Raw genomic sequence first — 18,378 nt, forward strand, 5'->3', positions numbered from 1 at the left:
CTCGCGATCGCTGGAGAATTCCCATGGCTGAAGTCCTCGTCCACGTCGACCACGCGGACGGCGTCGTCCGCAAGCCCACCCTTGAACTGCTGACCCTGGCGCGGCGTCTCGGCGAACCCGTCGCCGTCGCCCTCGGCGCCGGAGCCGAGGCGACCGCGGCCGTGCTCGCGCGGCACGGCGCGGTCAGGGTTCTGGTCGCCGACGCCCCCGAGTTCGCCGGATATCCGGTGGTACCGAAGGTGGACGCGCTCCAGGCCGCGTACGCGACCGTGTCCCCGGCGGCCGTGCTCGTGCCGTCCTCCGCCGAGGGCAAGGAGATCGCGGCCCGCCTCGCGGTCCGTATCGAATCCGGCATCATCACCGACGCCGTCGATCTGGAGGCGGGCGACGAAGGACCGGTGGCGACGCAGTCGGTGTTCGCCGCGTCCTTCACCGTCAAGTCCCGTGTCTCCAAGGGCACTCCGGTCATCACGGTCAAGCCGAACTCGGCTCCGGTGGAGCCCGCGCCGGTCGAGGTCGCCGTCGAGACGCTCGCCGTCGCCTTCACGGAACCGGCCACGAGCGCCGAGGTCCTCTCGCGCGCCCTGCGCGAGCCGACCGGCCGCCCCGAGCTGGCCGACGCCGCGATCGTGGTCTCCGGCGGACGCGGCGTCGGCGACGCCGAGGGCTTCCGCGTGATCGAAGCGCTCGCGGACTCCCTCGGGGCCGCCGTCGGGGCATCCCGCGCGGCCGTCGACGCGGGCTGGTACCCGCACTCCCACCAAGTGGGCCAGACCGGCAAGTCGGTCTCCCCGCAGCTCTACATCGCCGCCGGCATCTCGGGCGCGATCCAGCACCGGGCCGGTATGCAGACCTCGAAGACCATCGTGGCCGTCAACAAGGACGCCGAGGCCCCGATCTTCGACCTCGTCGACCTCGGAGTGGTCGGCGATCTGTTCCAGGTCGTCCCGCGGCTGACCGAGGAGATCGAGTCCCGCAAGGGCTGACGGCAGGGAACACCGGTCCGGCAGGCTCCTTCCCGAGCCCGCCGGACCGGAGGGTCAGCTCTTTCTCGGACGTCCATGACGCGACCGCGTCCGGGCGGGAGGCCCTTCTCCCGCACAGGCCGCGCGTCCCGCTTCCCCGCTTCCCCCGCTCCTCGGCCACGCGGGCGCACACCGCGTCCGGAGAGACCCTCGAACGGCCGGGACCGTCAAGCCTTGGCCGCCTGCTGGATCCGCACCATGTTGCCCGAAGGGTCGCGGAAAGCGCTGTCGCGCGGGCCCCAGGGCTGGTCGACGGGCTCCTGGAGGACCTCGGCCCCGGACGCCCGTACCCGCTCGAAGGCCGCGTCGAGATCGTCGGTGCTGAAGACGGTCATCGGCAGGACGCCCTTGGTGAGCAGTTCCTGCAGCGCGTCGCCGTCGGCCTGGGAACGGCCCGCATGCGGTTCCGAGAGCACGATTTCGAGGTCCGGCTGAGTCGTGCTGCCGAGGGTGACCCAGCGGAATCCGCCGGAGGCGACGTCATTGCGCACGTCGAGGCCGAGGGCGTCACGGTAGAAGGCGAGCGACTCGTCCACGTCGTTGACGGTGATGTGGCAGTACTGGAGTGCGATGTTCATGCCGCCCACGTTAGGCGGCGCCGGAGCGGCCCGCTTCTTCAATCCTGCTCGGCGGATTCCTCGCCGGGCGGGTGCGCACCTTGGCCACGCACGCGGGCATCGCCGCCACGGCGGGGTGCTCACGGGCACGGTAGGAACTCGGCGTCTCCCCCACGATCTCGGTGAACCGCGAGCTGAACGAGCCGAGCGAGGTACAGCCGACCGCCATGCACGCGTCGGTCACGCTCATGCCCCCGCGCAGCAGCGCCATCGCCCGCTCGATCCGGCGGGTCATGAGATAGCCGTACGGCGTCTCGCCGTAGGCCGCCCGGAACCGCCGCGAGAAGTGCGCCGACGACATGAGCGCACGGCGGGCCATCGTCGGCACATCGAGCGGCCGCGCGTACTCCCGGTCGATCAGGTCCCGCGCTCGGCGCAGATGCGCGAGATCGGCGAGGTCTTCCGGAGTCATGGAACGACGCTACCAGCCTGTTCGAGCGGAGCCTCGCCGCAGGCGGCGGCAGGGCCGCACCGAACCGCCGGTGCCGCCCACACACCGGGGCTACGACCGGCGGCGGGGCTTGCCGCCCTGGGAACCCTTGGACCTGCCGGACCCGCCAGACCCCTTGGAGCCCTTGGACCCCTTGGAACCTTGGGAACCCTTGGATCCGCCCGAGCCGTTGCGGTGGCCCTGGCCGGCCGGCTTGCGGGCCGCCGGTTTCCGCCGGGCACCGCCGGCGCGCTCGCCCTTCGGCTGCGGCGGAGTCGGCGGGCGGCCTCGGGTGCTGTTGACGGTCCGCCCTCGGACGATCCCGATGAACTGCTCCACCAGGTCGGTGGTCTCGTTCTCGGGCCAGGAGAGCGCGACACGCGATTGAGGGGCGTCCGCGACGGGCCGGTAGGTGAGGTCCCTGCGGTGGTGCAGGCGGGCGAGTGACTGCGGGACCACGAGCAGTCCCACTCCCGCCGCCACCAGTTGGACGGCGTCCCCGGTGGTGGCGGGGCGTTCGTTCGCGGGCCGTCCCGGCCGGTCCTCCCAGTCGAGGGTGTCGTCGAGGGGGTGCAGCACGATCTCATCGGCCAGGTCTTCGGCGGACACCTCGTCGACCGCCGCCACGATGTGGTCCTTCGGGACCACGACCACCGTCGTCTCGGTGTAGAGGGGGATCGCGCTCAGATCCGTACGGTCGACGGGGAGACGTACGAAACCCGCGTCGGCGCCGCCGCCCCGCAGCACTGCGGGCGCTTCGTCGGCGGACACCGCGACAAGGGTCAGGGGGACCTCTGGAAGCCGCTCGTTCCAGATCCGCACCCACTTGGTGGGCGTCACCCCCGGAACATAGGCGAGCCGGAACGAAGGGGGTGCTTCCGAGAATGTCACCGGGCCAGGCTACCGGCCGTGGTCGGAGGTGGCACACACGCTCGATACCCTTGACATCATGACGTCGCACCAGACCTCCCAGACCATGAAGCCCGCCACCGCGGCGAAGAAGCTGGGTGTGTACCTCCAGGCCACCCCCGCGGAGTTCCAGGAGGGTGTCGTCTCGCGCAGCGAGCTCAGCGCGTTCCAGGCCGATCCGCCCGAGTGGCTCCAGGAGCTGCGGCGCAACGGGCCGCATCCCCGGCCGGTCGTCGCGGCGAAGCTGGGCGTCTCCATCGCCGGTCTCGCGCGCGGCGGAGTCACCGACGCCCTGACCACGGAGCAGATCGACGCGCTGAAGAGGGACCTGCCCGAGTGGCTGCGTAAGGAACGCGCCACTCAGGCCGAGGTGCGCAGGGAAGCGGTACGCATCAAGGAGAAGCACGCCGCGCAGGCCGAGAAGCACGCTGCGGAGGCGGCCGACCGGAGCGGCGGATCACGCTCCTGACCCCGTTCCGGCGGTGGCGCGGGGCACAGGCGCGCCCGCTCCCGCGGGGGCGAACAGGAACCGCACCCGGCCGACGCTGTGGTCACGCAGGCCGTGAATCGGTCTCACAGAGCGCGAACAGTCGAATCTCCACCCCATAGGCGGCGGCGATCCGACTGTTCGGCGTGCTCGGCGACGCGCAGACGCTGCTCAGCCACTGGTGGCTGCGGACCCACCGGTACGGCCCGGCCGAGTGGGTGCTACGGGCGGTGACCATCGCCCGCCTCCCACCGTGGCGCGGTCACTGACACCTCACCGGTACGGGCCGCACCACCTCCGAACCCGAGGGGAGTCCGCCGCGCCGACATACCGCCGCGCCGACATACCGCCACACCGATACGCCGCCGTGCCGGTGCGGACCGGCCTCCGAATCGGCTACCGAACCGGGCCACGGCCGCCCAGCGGCGCCGTTCGGTGAGATGGACCGGATCCCCTTGCCGCGCAACCGGGTCAAGGCCCTGGGCGACGGCGGCAGGTCGACTGTTCGACGACTGTGTCCATACAGACGACTGTGTCCATACAAGGGTTCAAGAAGCCGTGTGTCTATTTTGTCCCCATGAATGGTTCTCTGCGTCTGGCGGAGGTCGTCGGGCGGCCATTACTCGGGCAGCACCAGGAAGCCGTCGGACGGCTGTCGGACGTCATCGTGCGGCTGCGAGGGCAGGAGTATCCGCTGGTGATCGGGGTGGTGGGGAGACTCGGCCGACGCGAGGTCTTCCTTCCCGCGGACCAGGTGGCCCGGTTCAGCGCCGAACACGTGACGTTGACGAGCGGGCGGATGGATGTACGGGCGTTCGGCCGTCGCGAGGGTGAGGTGCTGCTGCGAGCGGACGTGCTGAGGCATCGGCTGGTCGATGTGCGGGAGGCCGAGTTCGTCCGCGTGTACGACGTGCTGCTGGAGCCCGCCGCCGAGGGGTGGGCGGTGACCCGCGTCCTCACCCGTCGCCGCCGGCCCCGATGGCTGCGGCGACGGCACGGGGCCGCAGCCGGTGGGCAGGAGGCGGGCTGGCGGGACTGGAAGTCGTTCGAGCCGCTGATCGGTCACACCCCCACGATGGCGGGCAGGCGGGTTCTGGGCAGGCTGGGACGGCTGAGGCCCGCGGGCATCGCGGATCTGCTGGAAGAGGCGAGCCGGGCCGAGTCGCGGGAGATCCTTCGGGCGGTCGGCGCGGATCCGGAGTTGGAGGCCGATGTCTTCGAGGAGTTGGAACCCGACGCGCAGGCCCGGCTGTTCCGTGACTGGTCGGACGAGGAGGTGGCGGCGGTGCTGGGGCGGATGCGCGCCGACGACGCCGCCGACGCCATCGGCGGACTGCCCCAGGAGCGGCGTCGGGCCGTTCTGGACGCCCTGACCGCCAAGCAGCGGCTGCGGGTGCTCACGCTGCTCGGCTTCCACCCCTCCAGCGCCGGCGGGCTGATGTCCCTCGACGCGCTCACCGCCCCCGCCGATCGCACGGCGGGTCAGGCGCTCCAGGCGGTGAGGGGTGCCCTTTCGCTCCAGCCGGAGGCCCTGAACAGCTTCTTCGTCACACGGGAGGGGAACCGGCTGGTCGGCGTCGTTCCGCTGGTCGCCCTCGTACAGGCCGACGCCTCCGTCAGGCTGGGGGATCTGGCGGACGCCGACCCAGTGCGCGTCGGGCCGGACACCGACGTCGAGGACGTCGCCCTGCTGATGACGGACCACAATCTGCTGGTCGTCCCGGTCGTCGACGGCAGCGACGAGATCCTCGGGGTGATCACCGTCGACGACGTGCTCGAAGTCATCGTGCCCCGGGACTGGCGGCAGCGGGCCCGCGCCCCACGCCCCAACCCGCACCCGAACCCCCCGAGCCCCGGACCGCCCGCACCCCCGGCGTCCGCGTGAGCCCCGACGCCACGCCTCCCGACGGCGAACGGCCCCCGCGACGCCCGGTCCCACCACGTCCCGCCGACGGCGAAGCCGTACCCGGCCCCCCGCCCCCCGCCCGTCCTGCGGACGGATCCGCCACCACGCCGGGCCACGCTCCCGAGCCGACGGACAAGCAGGCGAAGAAGCCGGAGAAGCAGAAGAAGCAGAAGAAGGCAGAGAAGGCGGGAAAGCCAGGGAAGGCCGAGCCACGCCCACCCGGTGCCCGTCCTCGCCCGACGCCCCCGCCCGCAGGAAGGGGAGCACGGAAAGAACCCACACCTCACGAGAAACCGCCCGCGCCGCCCTCCCGAGGACCCCGCCCCGCCGCGACGTCCGTGAGCACGGGCGAGGCGGAGGAGGAGATCCGCGGGGCGCTCGGCCGGGTGCCCGTCGGCGGCACGGAGGGCGGCCGCGACCTGCGGCGGCGCGTGCTCACCATGCTCGCGGTCACCGGACCGGGACTGATCGTGATGGTGGGCGACAACGACGCCGGAGGAGTCGCCACCTACGCCCAGGCCGGACAGGACTACGGCTACTCCCTGCTGTGGGTCCTGCTCCTGCTGATCCCGGTCCTCATGGTGAACCAGGAGATGGTGGTACGCCTCGGTGCCGTCACCGGAGTCGGCCACGCACGGCTGATCATGGAACGCTTCGGCCGGTTCTGGGGCTGGTTCAGCGTCGGCGACCTGTTCGTCCTCAACTTCCTCACCCTCGTCACCGAGTTCATCGGCATCTCGCTGGCCGCGTCCTATCTGGGAGTCTCCCGTTACGCGGCCGTTCCCCTGGCCGCGGTCCTGCTGATCGCGGTCACCACGGGCGGGGCCTTCCACCGCTGGGAACGGTCGATGTTCCTCTTCATCACGGTCAGCCTGCTGATCATCCCGTTGACCCTGCTGTCCCGGCCCCGCTGGGGACAGGCCGCCCACGACTTCGTCGTCCCCGGCGTCCAGGGCGGCGTCACCGGCGACGCCGTCCTCCTGATCATCGCCGTCGTCGGCACCACCGTCGCCCCCTGGCAGCTGTTCTTCCAGCAGTCCAACGTCATCGACAAACGCATCACCCCCCGCTTCATCGCCTACGAACGCGCCGACACCTTCCTCGGCTCCCTCGTCGTCGTGGCAGGCGCCGCCGCGCTGATGATGGTCGCCGACTACGCCGTCCGCGGCACCCCGGCACAGGGCCGCTTCACCGACGCGGCCGGAGTCGCCCACGCCCTCGGCGAGCACAGCCACGTACTCGGGGTCATGTTCGCCGTCATCCTGCTGGACGCCAGTATCATCGGCGCCGCCGCCGTCACGCTCGCCACCAGCTACGCCTTCGGCGACGTCTTCCATATCCAGCACTCCCTGCGCCGCGGCTTCCGCGAGGCCAGGCCGTTCTACCTGTCGTACAGTCTCCTCGTCGTCGCCGCGGCCTCCGTCGTCCTCATCCCCGGCGCCCCTCTCGGCGTCATCACCGAGGCCGTCCAAGCCCTGGCCGGCCTCCTGCTCCCCTCCGCCGCCGTCTTCCTCCTGCTGCTGTGCAACGACCCCGACGTCCTCGGCCCCTGGGTCAACCCGCGCTGGCTCAACATCCTCGCCGGCCTCATCATCGCCGTGCTGCTCCTGCTCTCCGGCACCCTCATGACCTCGACGCTCTTCCCGCACCTCGACGCCGGCCGGATCCTCCTCTGGCTCACGGGAGCGCTCGTCGCGGCTCTGGTCGCCGTGACCGCGTCCACCGCGCGGCGCCGCCCCGCCCGCCGGAGGGTTCCCGCCATGACGCCCGCGGAGAAGGCCGCCTGGCGCATGTCTCCGCTGACCCTCCTCCAGCCGGCGCGATGGTCAGCGGGACGGCGAGCCGGGATGATCCTCCTGCGCTGCTATCTGCTCCTCGGCGCCCTGCTGCTGCTCGTCAAGGCCGTCCGCCTCGGCACCGGGTGATCCGGGGCCGGGCGCCCGTTCCCGAGCGGCCCGCACCAGCACTTCCGCCACCTCGTGCGGCACCCCCAGCCGGCTGGTCAGCCACGCCACCCCGTAGCCGTGCCGGGCGAGCACCCACGCCTCCTCGACACGGACCGGGTTCCCACCGTCCCCACCGGCCGTCCGCCGAATCCCGGACGCCGGAAACCCCTCCAGACCCCGACGGGAGAACCACTCCCCGCCCGGATCCCTCACCACCACCCGCCCATGACGCGCCTTGAACCGCCCCTCCAGGACCAGAAACGCCCACACCAGGCACCCCAGGGCCACGACCGCCGCCGTCGCGACGCCCGCACCGGGACGGGACGGCGCGGGCACCACGAACGCCACCAGCTCGGCTGTGACCGCCAGCGCCGCCACCAGCAGCACCACGGGACCACCCCGGAGCCGGCGCGTCCTCACCACAGCCACCTCCTCACTTCCATCATCACCCCGCACCCCCGACGCGCGGACCGGAACCACCCGCCCCGGCAGCCGAACCCGAGCCACCGGCCGGAGGCTCGGAGACTCGGGAGTTCAGAGGCCCGGCCTCACCCCGGGCCCCCTTCCGGGTTCACTCGGCCACACCCCTCACGCGGATACCGCCCGGACACGCAGGGGCTCCGGGATCAGCCCGTTGCCGGCTTTCCGGCGCGTCCGTGCCATGCCCACTCGGGGTGCGGCCGGGCGGCCCCGGTGCCGTTCTCGCTACCAGGTGTGCGCGACGTCCACCACCACCTGCTCGCCGAACTGGAGCACCCGGAACGGCAGTCTGGCGCGGACGCCCAGGCCGACCTGGGTCTGCCCTTCGAGGCTCGCGCCGAACTTGGTGTCCTTGAAGGTCCGGTACCCGGTGAGGTTCACACCCGGTAGCGGCTGCTTGGCCCGAGCGGCGTAGACGGGCTTGCCGGTGGCCGGGTCGTAGCTCGGGGCGTTCACATGGATCTGCAGGATGGCACCGCCGGCGACGGGGATCCTCTCGCCGGAGCCGTCCTGATAGAAGGCGCTGACGTAGCCGACGTGGTAGCCGACCTTGCCGGAGGCGCCGCCGATGTCGAAGACCATGCGGTCGTAGCAGGTGTTCCGACCGGTCCTGATGTTCCTCAACGGCTCGGCCACCGCGTCGGCGGCCGACTTGGTCCCGCTTCCCCACACGGTGGAACACGCCGCCGCTGAAGCGGCCCCGTCCACCTGTCCGGTCACCGCGCCCGCTGTTCCGGCCGTGCCCGCCAGTGCGGCGCCCGTCAGCACCAGGGCCGCAGAAACCGTTCCTAACCTTCGCATGATGTGCCTCCAGAAGTTCGAGTTCGGACTGCTGTGAAGGGGCGGCGCCCCTTCCGCGATCTCCCCTTTCCGTCAGGCCGTTCGGCGGCATCCGTACCTGTGCGCAATTCGGTGAGACGGGGACCGGGCGGCCCCGCGGTGAGCGGTCGGAACCGGCGCTCCGGTGAGGTCGCGCCTCACGTACGTACGTGATACGCGTGTGCTCCCCGGTACTCCTTCGAGGCTTCGCGACCGGTGCGCGGCCGTGCGGGAGCGGTCGTGGTCGCGACGCCCGCAAGTCCGCAGTCGCCAATCCAGACGACGGAACCGGGTGAAAAGTTGCGCTGAACCGCACGATTCACATGATCGCTCCCGCAAATCCGTGGAACGCGCCCTTCCCACACGCGCGTCGGCGTCCGCGGCGGGCAACCCGACCACCCGGCAGCGGCAGCAGCGCCACGCCCGCGTTCGACCGGGCAGGACCACACCGGCCTTCGCGGGCCGACGGACCCGGATCCCTCCGGGTCCCACTCACCCGGTGTACCGTCCGTCAACTCCGGGCCGGTGCATGTCACTCCCCCACTCCGCCGACACGGACGAGGGCCGGGAGCACCGGGAATCGGCGGTCACCGTGACAGCCGACGGGACACACGGGGGAGCGCCGGGCCCGGCCGTCGCGGGGAGGAGGCGCGTCACACCCCTTCCCCGGAACTCCCGTCGTTCCGACTACCGCCCGTGCGCTTCCCTTCGGCGGCAGCGGAGGAGGCCACTTGCGAAGCGTCAACGCAGTGTGGTGACTTGACTACCCATCGTTGCCACCGGCTTCGCGGAGGAACCCATGCGTACGGTCCACAACCCCGGAAAGGCGGTCTCGGCGTGACCCACTCCACCGAGGACCGGCGCACGGACCGCGACTCCTCCACCGCGCCCCCGGTCCGCGCGGGGCTGGCGGAGACCATCCGCTTCGTCGCCACCCACACCCTGCCCGTCTTCGCCCGCGGGGTCGCCAACCCCCGGTTCAAGGTGGTGTCCCTGTACGCGCGTCTGAACCAGCCCCGCTGGTCCAACGCGACCCTGCGTGCGATAAGGGCCCGCCACCGCGGCGCACCCGTCCGGGTCCGCGCGCTCTCCGGCGACATGCTCGTCCTCTTCGACCAGGCCGACATCAGGCGGTTCTTCGAGGAACCCGTGATGACCCTCGCCATGGACGCGGACGACAAGTTCAACAGCCTCTCCGTCTTCGAGCCCACCGGCGTCATCTGCTCGCACGGCGCACAGCGCGAGGACCGGCGGCGCGTCAACGACGAGGCGCTCGCCGCCGAGGAGCCGGTGCATCCGTCCTGTGCGGAGTTCCAGGGCGTCGTCGAGGAGGAGTGCCGACGGCTCGTCTCGGGCGGCTTCCTCGACTTCCCCCGCGTCTGGAGGACGATGACCCGCGTCTCGCGGCGGGTGGTCCTGGGCGACCGGGCGGCCGACGACGAGGAACTCACCGACTGGCTCATCACCCTGCGAGGCCGGGCCAACTGGATGGGTTGGAGCAGGCCCACGGCCAACAAGGCCCTGTACGCCAGGGCCGAGGCCAGGATCGCCCGGTACGCGGCCGACGCGCCCGCGCACACCCTGGCCGCTCGCGCGCTGGCCGTCCCCTCCCCCGAGGGCACCGATCCGCTGGGCCAGACCCACCACTGGCTGCTCGGCGTCGACCTGGCCGCCCCCGTCGTCGCCCGCACCCTGCTCCTCCTCGCCCTGCACCCGGCCGAACAGGACGTCGCCCACGCCGAGGCCGCCGGCCGTGTTCCAGGGCTGCCGCGTCTGCGGACCTGCCTCCGGGAGTCCGTACGGCTGTACCCGATCGTTCCGGACCTGGTACGGGTCACCCGCGCCGAGACGGTGTGGCGCGGGGTGCGCTTCCCGGCCGGTACCGACGTCCTGGTCCCCATCGGCTTCCACCAGCGCGACCCGCACCGGGTGCCCGGCGGCGATCTCTTCGCACCGGGCCGCTGGCTCGCGCCCGGCGCGGACCGGGACTTGAGCATGGGCCCCTTCAGCCACGGCGGCGCCCGCTGTCCCGGGGAGCGGATCGCGCTGCTGCTGACCTCGATGGTCTGCGCCGAGGTCCTGCGCGGCCACCGCCTCGCCGGTGCGCGTCCTGCCCTCGACGTGGGGCGTCCGCTGCCCGGAATCGTGGACACGGCCGGCATCCGGCTCCGGCTCGTCCCCCGGTAGGCCGTCCCGTCGAGCCGCCGCACGGTACGCGCACGACCTCGAACCCGACGTCCCCGACACCCGCGAGCACATGGACACCGAACTCGCCGCCTTCCGCGGCCCGGTGACCGGTACCCGCTTCTTCACCCTCCACGACCGCTGAGGAACCCGCATGACCGACACCACCTCCCGCCAAGCCTCCGGCGCCGCCGGGTCCCCGCCCGAAGGGCCCCCGCCCGAAGGGCCCCGGCCGCGGGGAGTGCCGAATCCGCTGCCCGAGGCGGCCCCCGCCACCGGGGGTCCTCGGCCTTTCGGTCCGCCCTCTCTCGTCGAGCGCCTGGAGTCCGCGGCTTTCGCCGGAATCAACCAGAGCCGCGAATGGTGGGAGCTGCCCACCTTCCTCGGGCTGATGAACGTGAAGGTCCTCCGCTCCGACCTGCGCCGCGAGAACCTGCACGACACTTTCGGCGCGGGCGGCGAGCGTCCCCGCCGCCCCACCCCGCGCCTGGCCCCCCACCGCTCGTACGACGGTTCCGGATACGACCCGTACGACGAGGACATGGGCCGGGTCGGCACCCGTCTCGACCGCAACGCCCCTCTCCACATGGCGTTTCCGGACTCCGACGCGGAGCTGATGGAACCGAGCCCCCGTGAGGTGAGCCGACGGGTCCTGGCCCGCCGCGAGTTCACTCCGGCGACCTCGCTCAATCTGCTCGCGGCGGCCTGGATCCAGTTCCAGAACCACGGCTGGGCCAACCACGGCGACAACGCGGAGGCGGAGCCCTTCACCGTTCCCCTCGCCGCGGACGACGACTGGGCCGAGTGCCCGATGCGGGTCAACCGCACCCGCCCCGACGCGGTCTCCCACACCACACCCGACGCCCCGCCCACGTACGAGAACACCGTCACCCACTGGTGGGACGGTTCCCAGATCTACGGTTCCGACGAGAAGCGCTGCCGCTCGCTGCGCACCGGGGAGCGGGGCCGGCTGCGGCTGGAGAACGGCCGACTGCCCTCGGACACCCGGCCGGGACTCTCCTGTCTGGACGCGACCGGTTTCAACGGCGACTACTGGGCCGGTCTCTCCCTGCTCCACACACTCTTCGCCAAGGAGCACAACGCGATCTGCGATCTGATCGCCGCCGAGCACCCCACCTGGGACGACGAACGGCTCTTCCACACGGCCCGGCTCGTCAACACCGCCCTCATGGCCAAGATCCACACCGTGGAGTGGACACCGGGGATCCTCGACAGTCCGGTGGCTCGCCACTCCATGAACGCCAACTGGTACGGGCTCCTGCCCCGGTGGGTGACCAAACGCTTCGGACGCCTCACCTCGAGCGAGGCGCTCGGTGGCATCCTGGGCTCACCGACGGACCACCACGGGGCACCCTTCTCGATGACGGAGGAGTTCGTCTCGGCGTACCGTCTGCACCCGTTGATCCCCGACGAGATCACGATCCGCGACCACCACAAGGGCACCGTCCGGGAGGTCGTCGGCTTCGACGACATGCAGGGCACGACCACCCGCGACGCGATCGACGCGTACGGGATGAGCGACCTGTTCCACACCTTCGGAACCGCTCACCCCGGCGCGCTGGTCCTGCACAACCACCCCGACGCACTGCGCACGCTGAGGCGGCTCTCCGGTGAGCACATCGACCTGGCGACCGTCGACATCCTGCGCGACCGGGAGCGCGGCATCCCCCGTTACAACGCCTTCCGGCGGATGCTCCGCAAGCGCCCGGTCGCCTCCTTCGAGGAGCTGACCGGCGGGCATCCCGACGACACCCCGCTCCTGCGGGAGCTGTACGACGGCCGCCTCGATCGCGTCGACACCCTGGTCGGCAATCTCGCGGAGCCCCGGCCGGACGGTTTCGGGTTCAGCGACACCCTCTTCCGGATCTTCGTCCTGATGGCCAGCCGCCGCCTCAAGAGCGATCGCTTCTTCACCACGGACTACCGGCCCGAGATCTACACCGCCGAGGGTCTGCGCTGGATCGACCGCAACTCCATGGTCACCGTCCTGCTGCGACACCACCCCGAACTGGCCCCCGCTCTCGACGGGGTCGCCAACGCCTTCACCCCCTGGAAGGAACCGTGAGCGAACCTCATGGGTGACGTCCCCGGACGCCGGTTCGACAGCCGGGGCGACGGACAGTGAAGGTTCCGTCCCCGTCGGGTTCCGGCTCCGCGGGCCTCGAGGACGTCGAAGTGTCTCCGCCGACACCGCGGTCGGCTCCGCACCGGCGGAGCGAGACGGTCTGCGCGGCGGTGCCGGTGGGGCGGAGGCTCTGCGCCTTGGCCCGGACCGCGGCGAGGTGTACGCCCAAGGGCCGGGGCACACAGGTCTCTCGTTCATGGTGACCGCCTGTTCCCATCAGCCCAACTCCGGTCAGCACAACGCCTGATGGCCGGTGCCGACCTATGGCCCGTACCGCCGCCACACCCCGGCGGCTCACCGTCCGGGCGGCGCCCGGACGCCTCGGACTTCATCATGGGCTCTCACCCGCCGAGTGCGTGGCGGGGTACCGGGCCGCAGGCGTCCATGGCGCGGTGACGTAGAGTCCGTTCACCGGACACCCGACACACCCAACAGGAGTTGTTATGCCCCAGGTGGAGAACACCGATCTCAAGAGCGCGTACGCCGACAAGGTCCGTGGCGACCTGGAAGAGAACACGGTCGAACAGGATCGTGTCCGTGCGGACATCGCCACGCTGCAGGAGCAGCTGGCCGTGCTGGAGCAGGACCACGAGCTGCTGCGGAGCATGAACGCCGCGCTCGGCGGCGGGAAGAACGCTCCCGCGGCAGGAAGGAGCACGCCAGGAAAGGCCCGCGCGAAGAAGGCCGCGGCGAAGAAAGCGACGGTGAAGAAGGCGACGGCGAGCAGGCCCGCCGCGAAGCCCGCCGCAAAGGTCGCGGAGAAGCCCGCGGAGAAGGCCGCTTCGAAGAAGCCGGCGAAGAAGCCCGCGAAGACGGTGCCGGCGGCGAGGTCGGCGGCCGACAAGGCGGCGCCGGAGAAGGGCCCGGCACTCACCGACCTGATCCACCGTCACCTCGTCGCGCAGTCGGAGCCCCGCACGGCACGCGAGATCGCCCGTGCCCTCGCGGACGCCCACCCCGAGCGCAACACCAGCGACAACCTCGTGCGCACCACCACCGAGCGTCTGGTGGCGCGTGGCCGGGCGGAGCGGGCCAAGCAGGGCATCACGGTGTACTACACGGCTGTAGCCGCGGCCACCGCGCCGACCGCCGCCACGGCGGAGACCGGTGCCGACGCCTGACGGCAAAGGCGAGAAGCGGTCACGGCCGCCGGGAGGGCCGGACTCTCCGGCGATTCCCCGCGGTCGTCGCAACACGTGGTTGTGTTGATCAGGCCGTGAGCAGTTCATGCAGGCGCTCGGCTGGGGTTCCCAGCCGAGCGTTTCGCACAGACGGGCGGCCGTCCGGCTCGGGGCCCGCGGTGCCGGGTCGGCACGGGTCCCCGCACACGCCGCCCGGTCTCCTTGGTCCGGGGGCTCCCTCGGGGCGCGGGCCGTTCAGTACGCGCTCACCAGCGTCGTGTCGACGCCCAGGTCCCCGACGGGCCCCGCCCCGCCCGGGTCCCCGAGGGGTGTGTCGCGGCCGGGCAGCGGTTCGGCGAAGAAGGCGACGGAGTCCGCGAGGAAGACCGCCCTGCTCTCGTCGGAGCGGGCCTTCCGGTCGGGGTAGATCGCCTCGACCGGGCACTCGGGCTCGCAGGCGCCGCAGTCGATGCACTCGTTGGTGTTGATGTAGCTCTTGCGATCCCCGACGTAGATGCAGTCGACGGGGCAGACGTCCAGGCAGGCTCGGTCGGTGACGTCGATGCACTGCGCGCCGATGACATAGGCCATGGCGGTACCTCCGATCGGTGGTTCAGACGGTTTCGGTGGAGTGGCCGGGGAAGAGGGAGAGTCCGGGGTCGAGTCGGACGGCGGCGTTGTTCACCGCGGTCGCCACCTCGCCGAAGCCGACCGACATCAGCCGGACCTTGCCCTCGTACTCGGTGATGTCCCCGGCCGCGTAGACACGTTCGAGGTTGGTGCGCATCCGGGTGTCGACGACGACGGACCGGCGGCGCAGCTCGAGACCCCAGGCGGCGAGGGGGCCGAGATTGCTGACGAAGCCGAGCGCGGCGACGACGCTGTCGACGGCGAACACCCGTGGCTCGGCGTCGCCCCGCACCCTGACCAGGGCCCGCCGGAGCACACCGTTGCCGGTGAGGGCCTCCACCTCGGCGTTGGTGACGATGCGTACACCGCTTCCGGTGACGGCGGCGACGCCTGCCGCGTGGGCGCGGAAGGCATCCCGGCGGTGCACCAGGGTCACCGAGCGGGCGATCGGCTGAAGGGTGAGCGCCCAGTCCACGGCGCTGTCCCCGCCGCCGACGACGAGAACGTCCTGACCGCGGTAGGCGGCCGGGTCGGGTACGAAGTAGCTCAGGCCGCGGCCCAGGAACTCCTCACCGGCGGGCAGCGGCCGGGGGGTGAACGTGCCGATGCCGCCGGTGAGCACCACGGCACCGGCGTCGACGAGCTGACCGTCGGCGAGCGTGACCTGCGGTCGGCCCGCCGGGCAGTGCCGCAGTGCGACCGCCTGCCGTCCCAGCAGGAACCGCGGGTCGTAGGTCTGGGCCTGGGCGAGCAGCGCGGTGACGAAATCGCGCCCGCGGACGCCCGGCAGGCCGGCGACGTCGCGGATCTCCTTCTCCGGGTAGAGCGCGGCGACCTGCCCGCCGGGTTCGGGGAGGGCGTCGACGACGACCGTCCGCAGGCCGCGGAAGCCGGCGCAGTAGGCGCCGTACAGGCCGGCCGGGCCTGCGCCGACGACGAGGATGTCTGTGGTGATGGGGGCTGCGGGCATGCCGACCTCCGTCGGTCACGGATGGGGATGGGGAGTGGACGGATGTCGTCCAGGCGGTGTGTGCGCTCCGCACGTTAGGCGGCCGGTGTCTCCGCGCCGTGTGTCCGGGACCGCTCAGCGGAACCGCCGGTGAAGTCCGGACCGGGGTTCGGTCAGCGGACCGCCGCCCTTGGGGGGGGACGATCCCGGTGATGCACTTCCCCCGTATCCGGGTCGCACGGCGGCCGGGAGGTATCCGAAGGGAGCGCTCATGAGCGTACAGAGCGGGGACGAGGCCACTCCCCCGCGCCGCCTCGCCTCACGGCCGGGAAGACTGCCCGGCCGGCAGGACTGGTCGAGCTGGCCGCACTACCAGGCCGCCGCCTCGGGATTCCGCGGCTACTGGTACCCGGTGCTGTACTCCTCGCAGGTCACGGGCAAGCCCCGGCAGATCACACTGCTCGGCGAGAAGATCGTGCTGATCCGCGACAACGGAACCGTCCATGCGCTCAAGGACCGGTGCCCGCACCGGGGCGTGCCGCTGAGCGAGGGCAATCAGCAGTTTCCGGGCACCCTCTCGTGCCCGTACCACGGCTGGACGTTCGATCTGCGGACCGGTGATCTGCTGGCCGCGATCACCGACGGTCCGGCCTCCCCGATCTGCGGCAAGGTCACCCAGCCGACGTACGAGGTCGCCGAACGCCTCGGCATGGTGTGGGTCTTCGTCGGCGACGGCGAGAAGGCCCCGCCGATCGACGGGCAGCTGCCGGAGGAACTCGTCGACAACGCGGCGGTCGTCGGCTCCCGTATCCAGCCGCGCCAGGGCAACTGGCGCTTCGCCTGCGAGAACGGGTACGACGAGGGACACGCCAAGTATCTGCACCGGACGGCGCTGTGGCGGGTGTTCAAGGCCATGCCCGTCTGGAACGAGACCCGCATCGTCCAGCGCGGCCGGTGGATCTACCGCGTGCAGGAGAAGCAGCACTGGGACGCGGACTTCCCCGGTCTGGGGAGGTGGAACAACCAGGCGTGGTTCAAGATGAAGCCGCCGCGGGAGGTCGCGAACATCGGGAACACCGGTTCGCACCGTGAGGTCAACCCGGTCATCGCCGCGCAGGAGTTCCCCGGTTTCGCCTCGGTCAGCATGCCCGGCGTCCTGCGCATCGTCTATCCGACCTTCATCCACTACGAGTTCTACGTGCCGGTCGACGACGACCACCACCTGTACGTCGGCGTCATGGCGAGCTTCCGGCGGGGCATCCGGACGCTGCCCTTCTACGTCAAGTACCTCGGCTTCGTCCGATGGCTCTTCCACGGCCAGTTCTCGGGCCAGGACAAGTGGATGGTGGAGGTGACGGACGCACCGCCGGAGCGCCTCTACCGTCCGGACGACTCCCTGCTGAAGTGGCGCAAGCTCGCCGAGGACACCTGCGAGGAGCGGGCCGCCCGGCTGCGCGGCGACGGCGCGGGGCCCGCCGGGCCGGATGCCGGGAGGCGGCCGGCCGCGGTGCGGGAATCGCGGGCCGGGAACTGAACGGTCACCACGCGGGACCGCCGGGCCGGCGAGCGGCCGGGCACCGGGCGGTGACCTCCTACGGGAGCGAGGGATTTGGAACATGGCACAGATCGTGCTCGGGGTCGGAGCGTCCCACTCGACCCTGATGAACACCCATGGGGACCATGTGGTGCACACCGACCGGGCGGAGCGGTTCCGCGCCGCGCTCGACGAGGCCAGAAGCGCCGTCGAGGCCGTCCGGCCCGACGTCGCCATCGTCATCGGATCGAACCACTTCCGGGGCTTCTGGCTCGACATGATCCCGGCGTTCACCCTCGGCGTGGGCGAGGTCATCGCCTCCGGCGAGAGCGGGACGCCGAAGGGCCCGCAGCGGACCGACCCCGCCTTCGCGCAGGCCCTCGCGGAGCACCTCGTCGACGGGGGCACCGAGGTCGCTATCTCCGCGCGCCTGCAGATCGACCACGGCCAGACCCATGCCGTCCAGTACCTGCTCAACGGCCTGGACGTGGCCGTGGTGCCGCTGGTGGTGAACGTGTTCGCGGCTCCGCTGCCCCGGATGGACCGCTGCGCCGAGCTGGGCCGTAACATCGCGGCGGCGGTCGAGGCCCTGCCGGGCGACCGGCGTGTCGTGGTGATCGCCTCGGGCGGTCTGTCGCACCGGCTGCCCTGGCCCTCCGACTGGCGCGATCCGCGCGGCGAGGACGAGGAGTTCCTCGTCGAGGCATGGCTCAACGGACGCGGCGACTGGGAGCGGTACGACAGCCGTCGTCGTGCGATCGTCACGGCCGCCCGCCCGACGATCTCGACCGGTTTCGACGAGGAGTTCCTCACCGAACTGGAGCGCGGCGGGCTGCACCGGTACACGGGTCTGACCAGCCAGGACATCGAGGAGGCGGCCGGCAACGGCGGTCAGGAGCTGCGGGCCTGGGTGGCGATGGCCGCCGCGCTGAAGTTCGCCGCCGGCCGGAGGCTCGTATACGCGCCGATGCCGGAGTGGCTCACCGGGATGGCCGTCGCGCTCATCGAGCCCGCGGCCGTCCCCGGAGCGCCCTCGTGACCGGGACGGCGCAACCGCGGAGCGCGGACGCCGGGACCGAGGCGCTGGTGGGCCGGGTGCTCGCCCGGATCACCGCCGACCGGCTGCGGGAGGCCGCCCACGCCGTCACGGCGGTGGCCAGCCCCACCGGTCGGGAGGCCCCGCTCGCACATCTGC

The 18,378-nt window shown here is 71.7% G+C and carries 17 protein-coding genes; 10 read left to right on the forward strand and 7 right to left on the reverse strand.

The features are described from left to right. Positions 1–23: 23 nt before the first annotated feature. Positions 24–986: an electron transfer flavoprotein subunit alpha/FixB family protein gene (locus ACWEFL_RS09985; protein WP_451709988.1), complete on the forward strand. Its 963-nt coding sequence runs from the start codon at positions 24–26 to the stop codon at positions 984–986. Between the two features lie 206 nt (positions 987–1,192). On the opposite strand, the gene ACWEFL_RS09990 is transcribed toward ACWEFL_RS09985, so the two are convergent. The 3 genes from ACWEFL_RS09990 to ACWEFL_RS10000 form a co-directional block, all read right to left on the reverse strand. Then, a complete protein-coding gene (locus tag ACWEFL_RS09990) occupies positions 1,193–1,603 on the reverse strand; it encodes a VOC family protein (protein WP_451709990.1) in 411 nt (136 codons plus the stop codon). A 10-nt stretch (positions 1,604–1,613) separates the two neighbouring features. Next, positions 1,614–2,054, reverse strand: a complete 441-nt coding sequence (locus ACWEFL_RS09995; protein WP_451709992.1) for a helix-turn-helix transcriptional regulator — start codon at positions 2,052–2,054, stop codon at positions 1,614–1,616. 90 nt (positions 2,055–2,144) lie between these two features. Beyond that, complete coding sequence (locus tag ACWEFL_RS10000; RefSeq protein WP_451709993.1) at positions 2,145–2,963, reverse strand: LysR family substrate-binding domain-containing protein; 819 nt, start codon at positions 2,961–2,963, stop codon at positions 2,145–2,147. Positions 2,964–3,021: 58 nt separating this feature from the next. On the opposite strand from ACWEFL_RS10000, the gene ACWEFL_RS10005 reads away from it, so the two are divergent. From ACWEFL_RS10005 to ACWEFL_RS10020, 4 genes are all read left to right on the forward strand, one after another. Then, entirely contained in the window at positions 3,022–3,450 is a 429-nt protein-coding gene (locus tag ACWEFL_RS10005) for a DUF5997 family protein (protein ID WP_451709995.1), read from the forward strand. A 164-nt stretch (positions 3,451–3,614) separates the two neighbouring features. Then, a complete protein-coding gene (locus ACWEFL_RS10010; RefSeq protein ID WP_451709997.1) occupies positions 3,615–3,737 on the forward strand; it encodes a DUF418 domain-containing protein in 123 nt (40 codons plus the stop codon). A 308-nt stretch (positions 3,738–4,045) separates the two neighbouring features. Continuing rightward, positions 4,046–5,353 (forward strand): magnesium transporter MgtE N-terminal domain-containing protein, encoded by a 1,308-nt coding sequence (locus ACWEFL_RS10015; protein ID WP_451709998.1) that lies wholly within the window; start codon positions 4,046–4,048, stop codon positions 5,351–5,353. A gap of 359 nt (positions 5,354–5,712) precedes the next feature. Further along, positions 5,713–7,299: an NRAMP family divalent metal transporter gene (locus ACWEFL_RS10020; RefSeq protein ID WP_451709999.1), complete on the forward strand. Its 1,587-nt coding sequence runs from the start codon at positions 5,713–5,715 to the stop codon at positions 7,297–7,299. Here ACWEFL_RS10020 and ACWEFL_RS10025 read toward each other — a convergent pair. Together ACWEFL_RS10025 and ACWEFL_RS10030 are read right to left on the reverse strand one after the other, a co-directional pair. Next, positions 7,201–7,743, reverse strand: a complete 543-nt coding sequence (locus ACWEFL_RS10025) for a hypothetical protein (protein ID WP_451710001.1) — start codon at positions 7,741–7,743, stop codon at positions 7,201–7,203. The genes ACWEFL_RS10020 and ACWEFL_RS10025 overlap by 99 nt on opposite strands. A gap of 282 nt (positions 7,744–8,025) precedes the next feature. Then, positions 8,026–8,601, reverse strand: coding sequence for an AMIN-like domain-containing (lipo)protein (locus ACWEFL_RS10030; RefSeq protein WP_451710003.1), 576 nt, complete (start codon positions 8,599–8,601; stop codon positions 8,026–8,028). An 855-nt stretch (positions 8,602–9,456) separates the two neighbouring features. Between ACWEFL_RS10030 and ACWEFL_RS10035 the strand changes: the two genes are divergently transcribed. The 3 genes from ACWEFL_RS10035 (at position 9,457) to ACWEFL_RS10045 (ending at position 14,070) form a co-directional block, all read left to right on the forward strand. Then, positions 9,457–10,806: a cytochrome P450 gene (locus tag ACWEFL_RS10035; RefSeq protein WP_451710004.1), complete on the forward strand. Its 1,350-nt coding sequence runs from the start codon at positions 9,457–9,459 to the stop codon at positions 10,804–10,806. Positions 10,807–10,957: 151 nt separating this feature from the next. Further along, positions 10,958–12,889 (forward strand): peroxidase family protein, encoded by a 1,932-nt coding sequence (locus tag ACWEFL_RS10040; RefSeq protein ID WP_451710006.1) that lies wholly within the window; start codon positions 10,958–10,960, stop codon positions 12,887–12,889. A 503-nt stretch (positions 12,890–13,392) separates the two neighbouring features. After that, positions 13,393–14,070: a hypothetical protein gene (locus ACWEFL_RS10045; RefSeq protein ID WP_451710008.1), complete on the forward strand. Its 678-nt coding sequence runs from the start codon at positions 13,393–13,395 to the stop codon at positions 14,068–14,070. A gap of 255 nt (positions 14,071–14,325) precedes the next feature. On the opposite strand, the gene ACWEFL_RS10050 is transcribed toward ACWEFL_RS10045, so the two are convergent. Continuing rightward, positions 14,326–14,661, reverse strand: coding sequence for an indolepyruvate ferredoxin oxidoreductase subunit alpha (locus ACWEFL_RS10050; RefSeq protein WP_451710010.1), 336 nt, complete (start codon positions 14,659–14,661; stop codon positions 14,326–14,328). Between the two features lie 22 nt (positions 14,662–14,683). Continuing rightward, positions 14,684–15,670: an NAD(P)/FAD-dependent oxidoreductase gene (locus ACWEFL_RS10055; protein ID WP_451710012.1), complete on the reverse strand. Its 987-nt coding sequence runs from the start codon at positions 15,668–15,670 to the stop codon at positions 14,684–14,686. Positions 15,671–15,920: 250 nt separating this feature from the next. Between ACWEFL_RS10055 and ACWEFL_RS10060 the strand changes: the two genes are divergently transcribed. Next, a complete protein-coding gene (locus tag ACWEFL_RS10060; RefSeq protein WP_451710014.1) occupies positions 15,921–17,183 on the forward strand; it encodes a Rieske 2Fe-2S domain-containing protein in 1,263 nt (420 codons plus the stop codon). An 82-nt stretch (positions 17,184–17,265) separates the two neighbouring features. Then, positions 17,266–18,222 (forward strand): DODA-type extradiol aromatic ring-opening family dioxygenase, encoded by a 957-nt coding sequence (locus tag ACWEFL_RS10065; RefSeq protein ID WP_451710016.1) that lies wholly within the window; start codon positions 17,266–17,268, stop codon positions 18,220–18,222. Positions 18,223–18,378 lie beyond the last annotated feature (156 nt).

Source organism: Streptomyces sp. NPDC004838 (assembly GCF_053600955.1).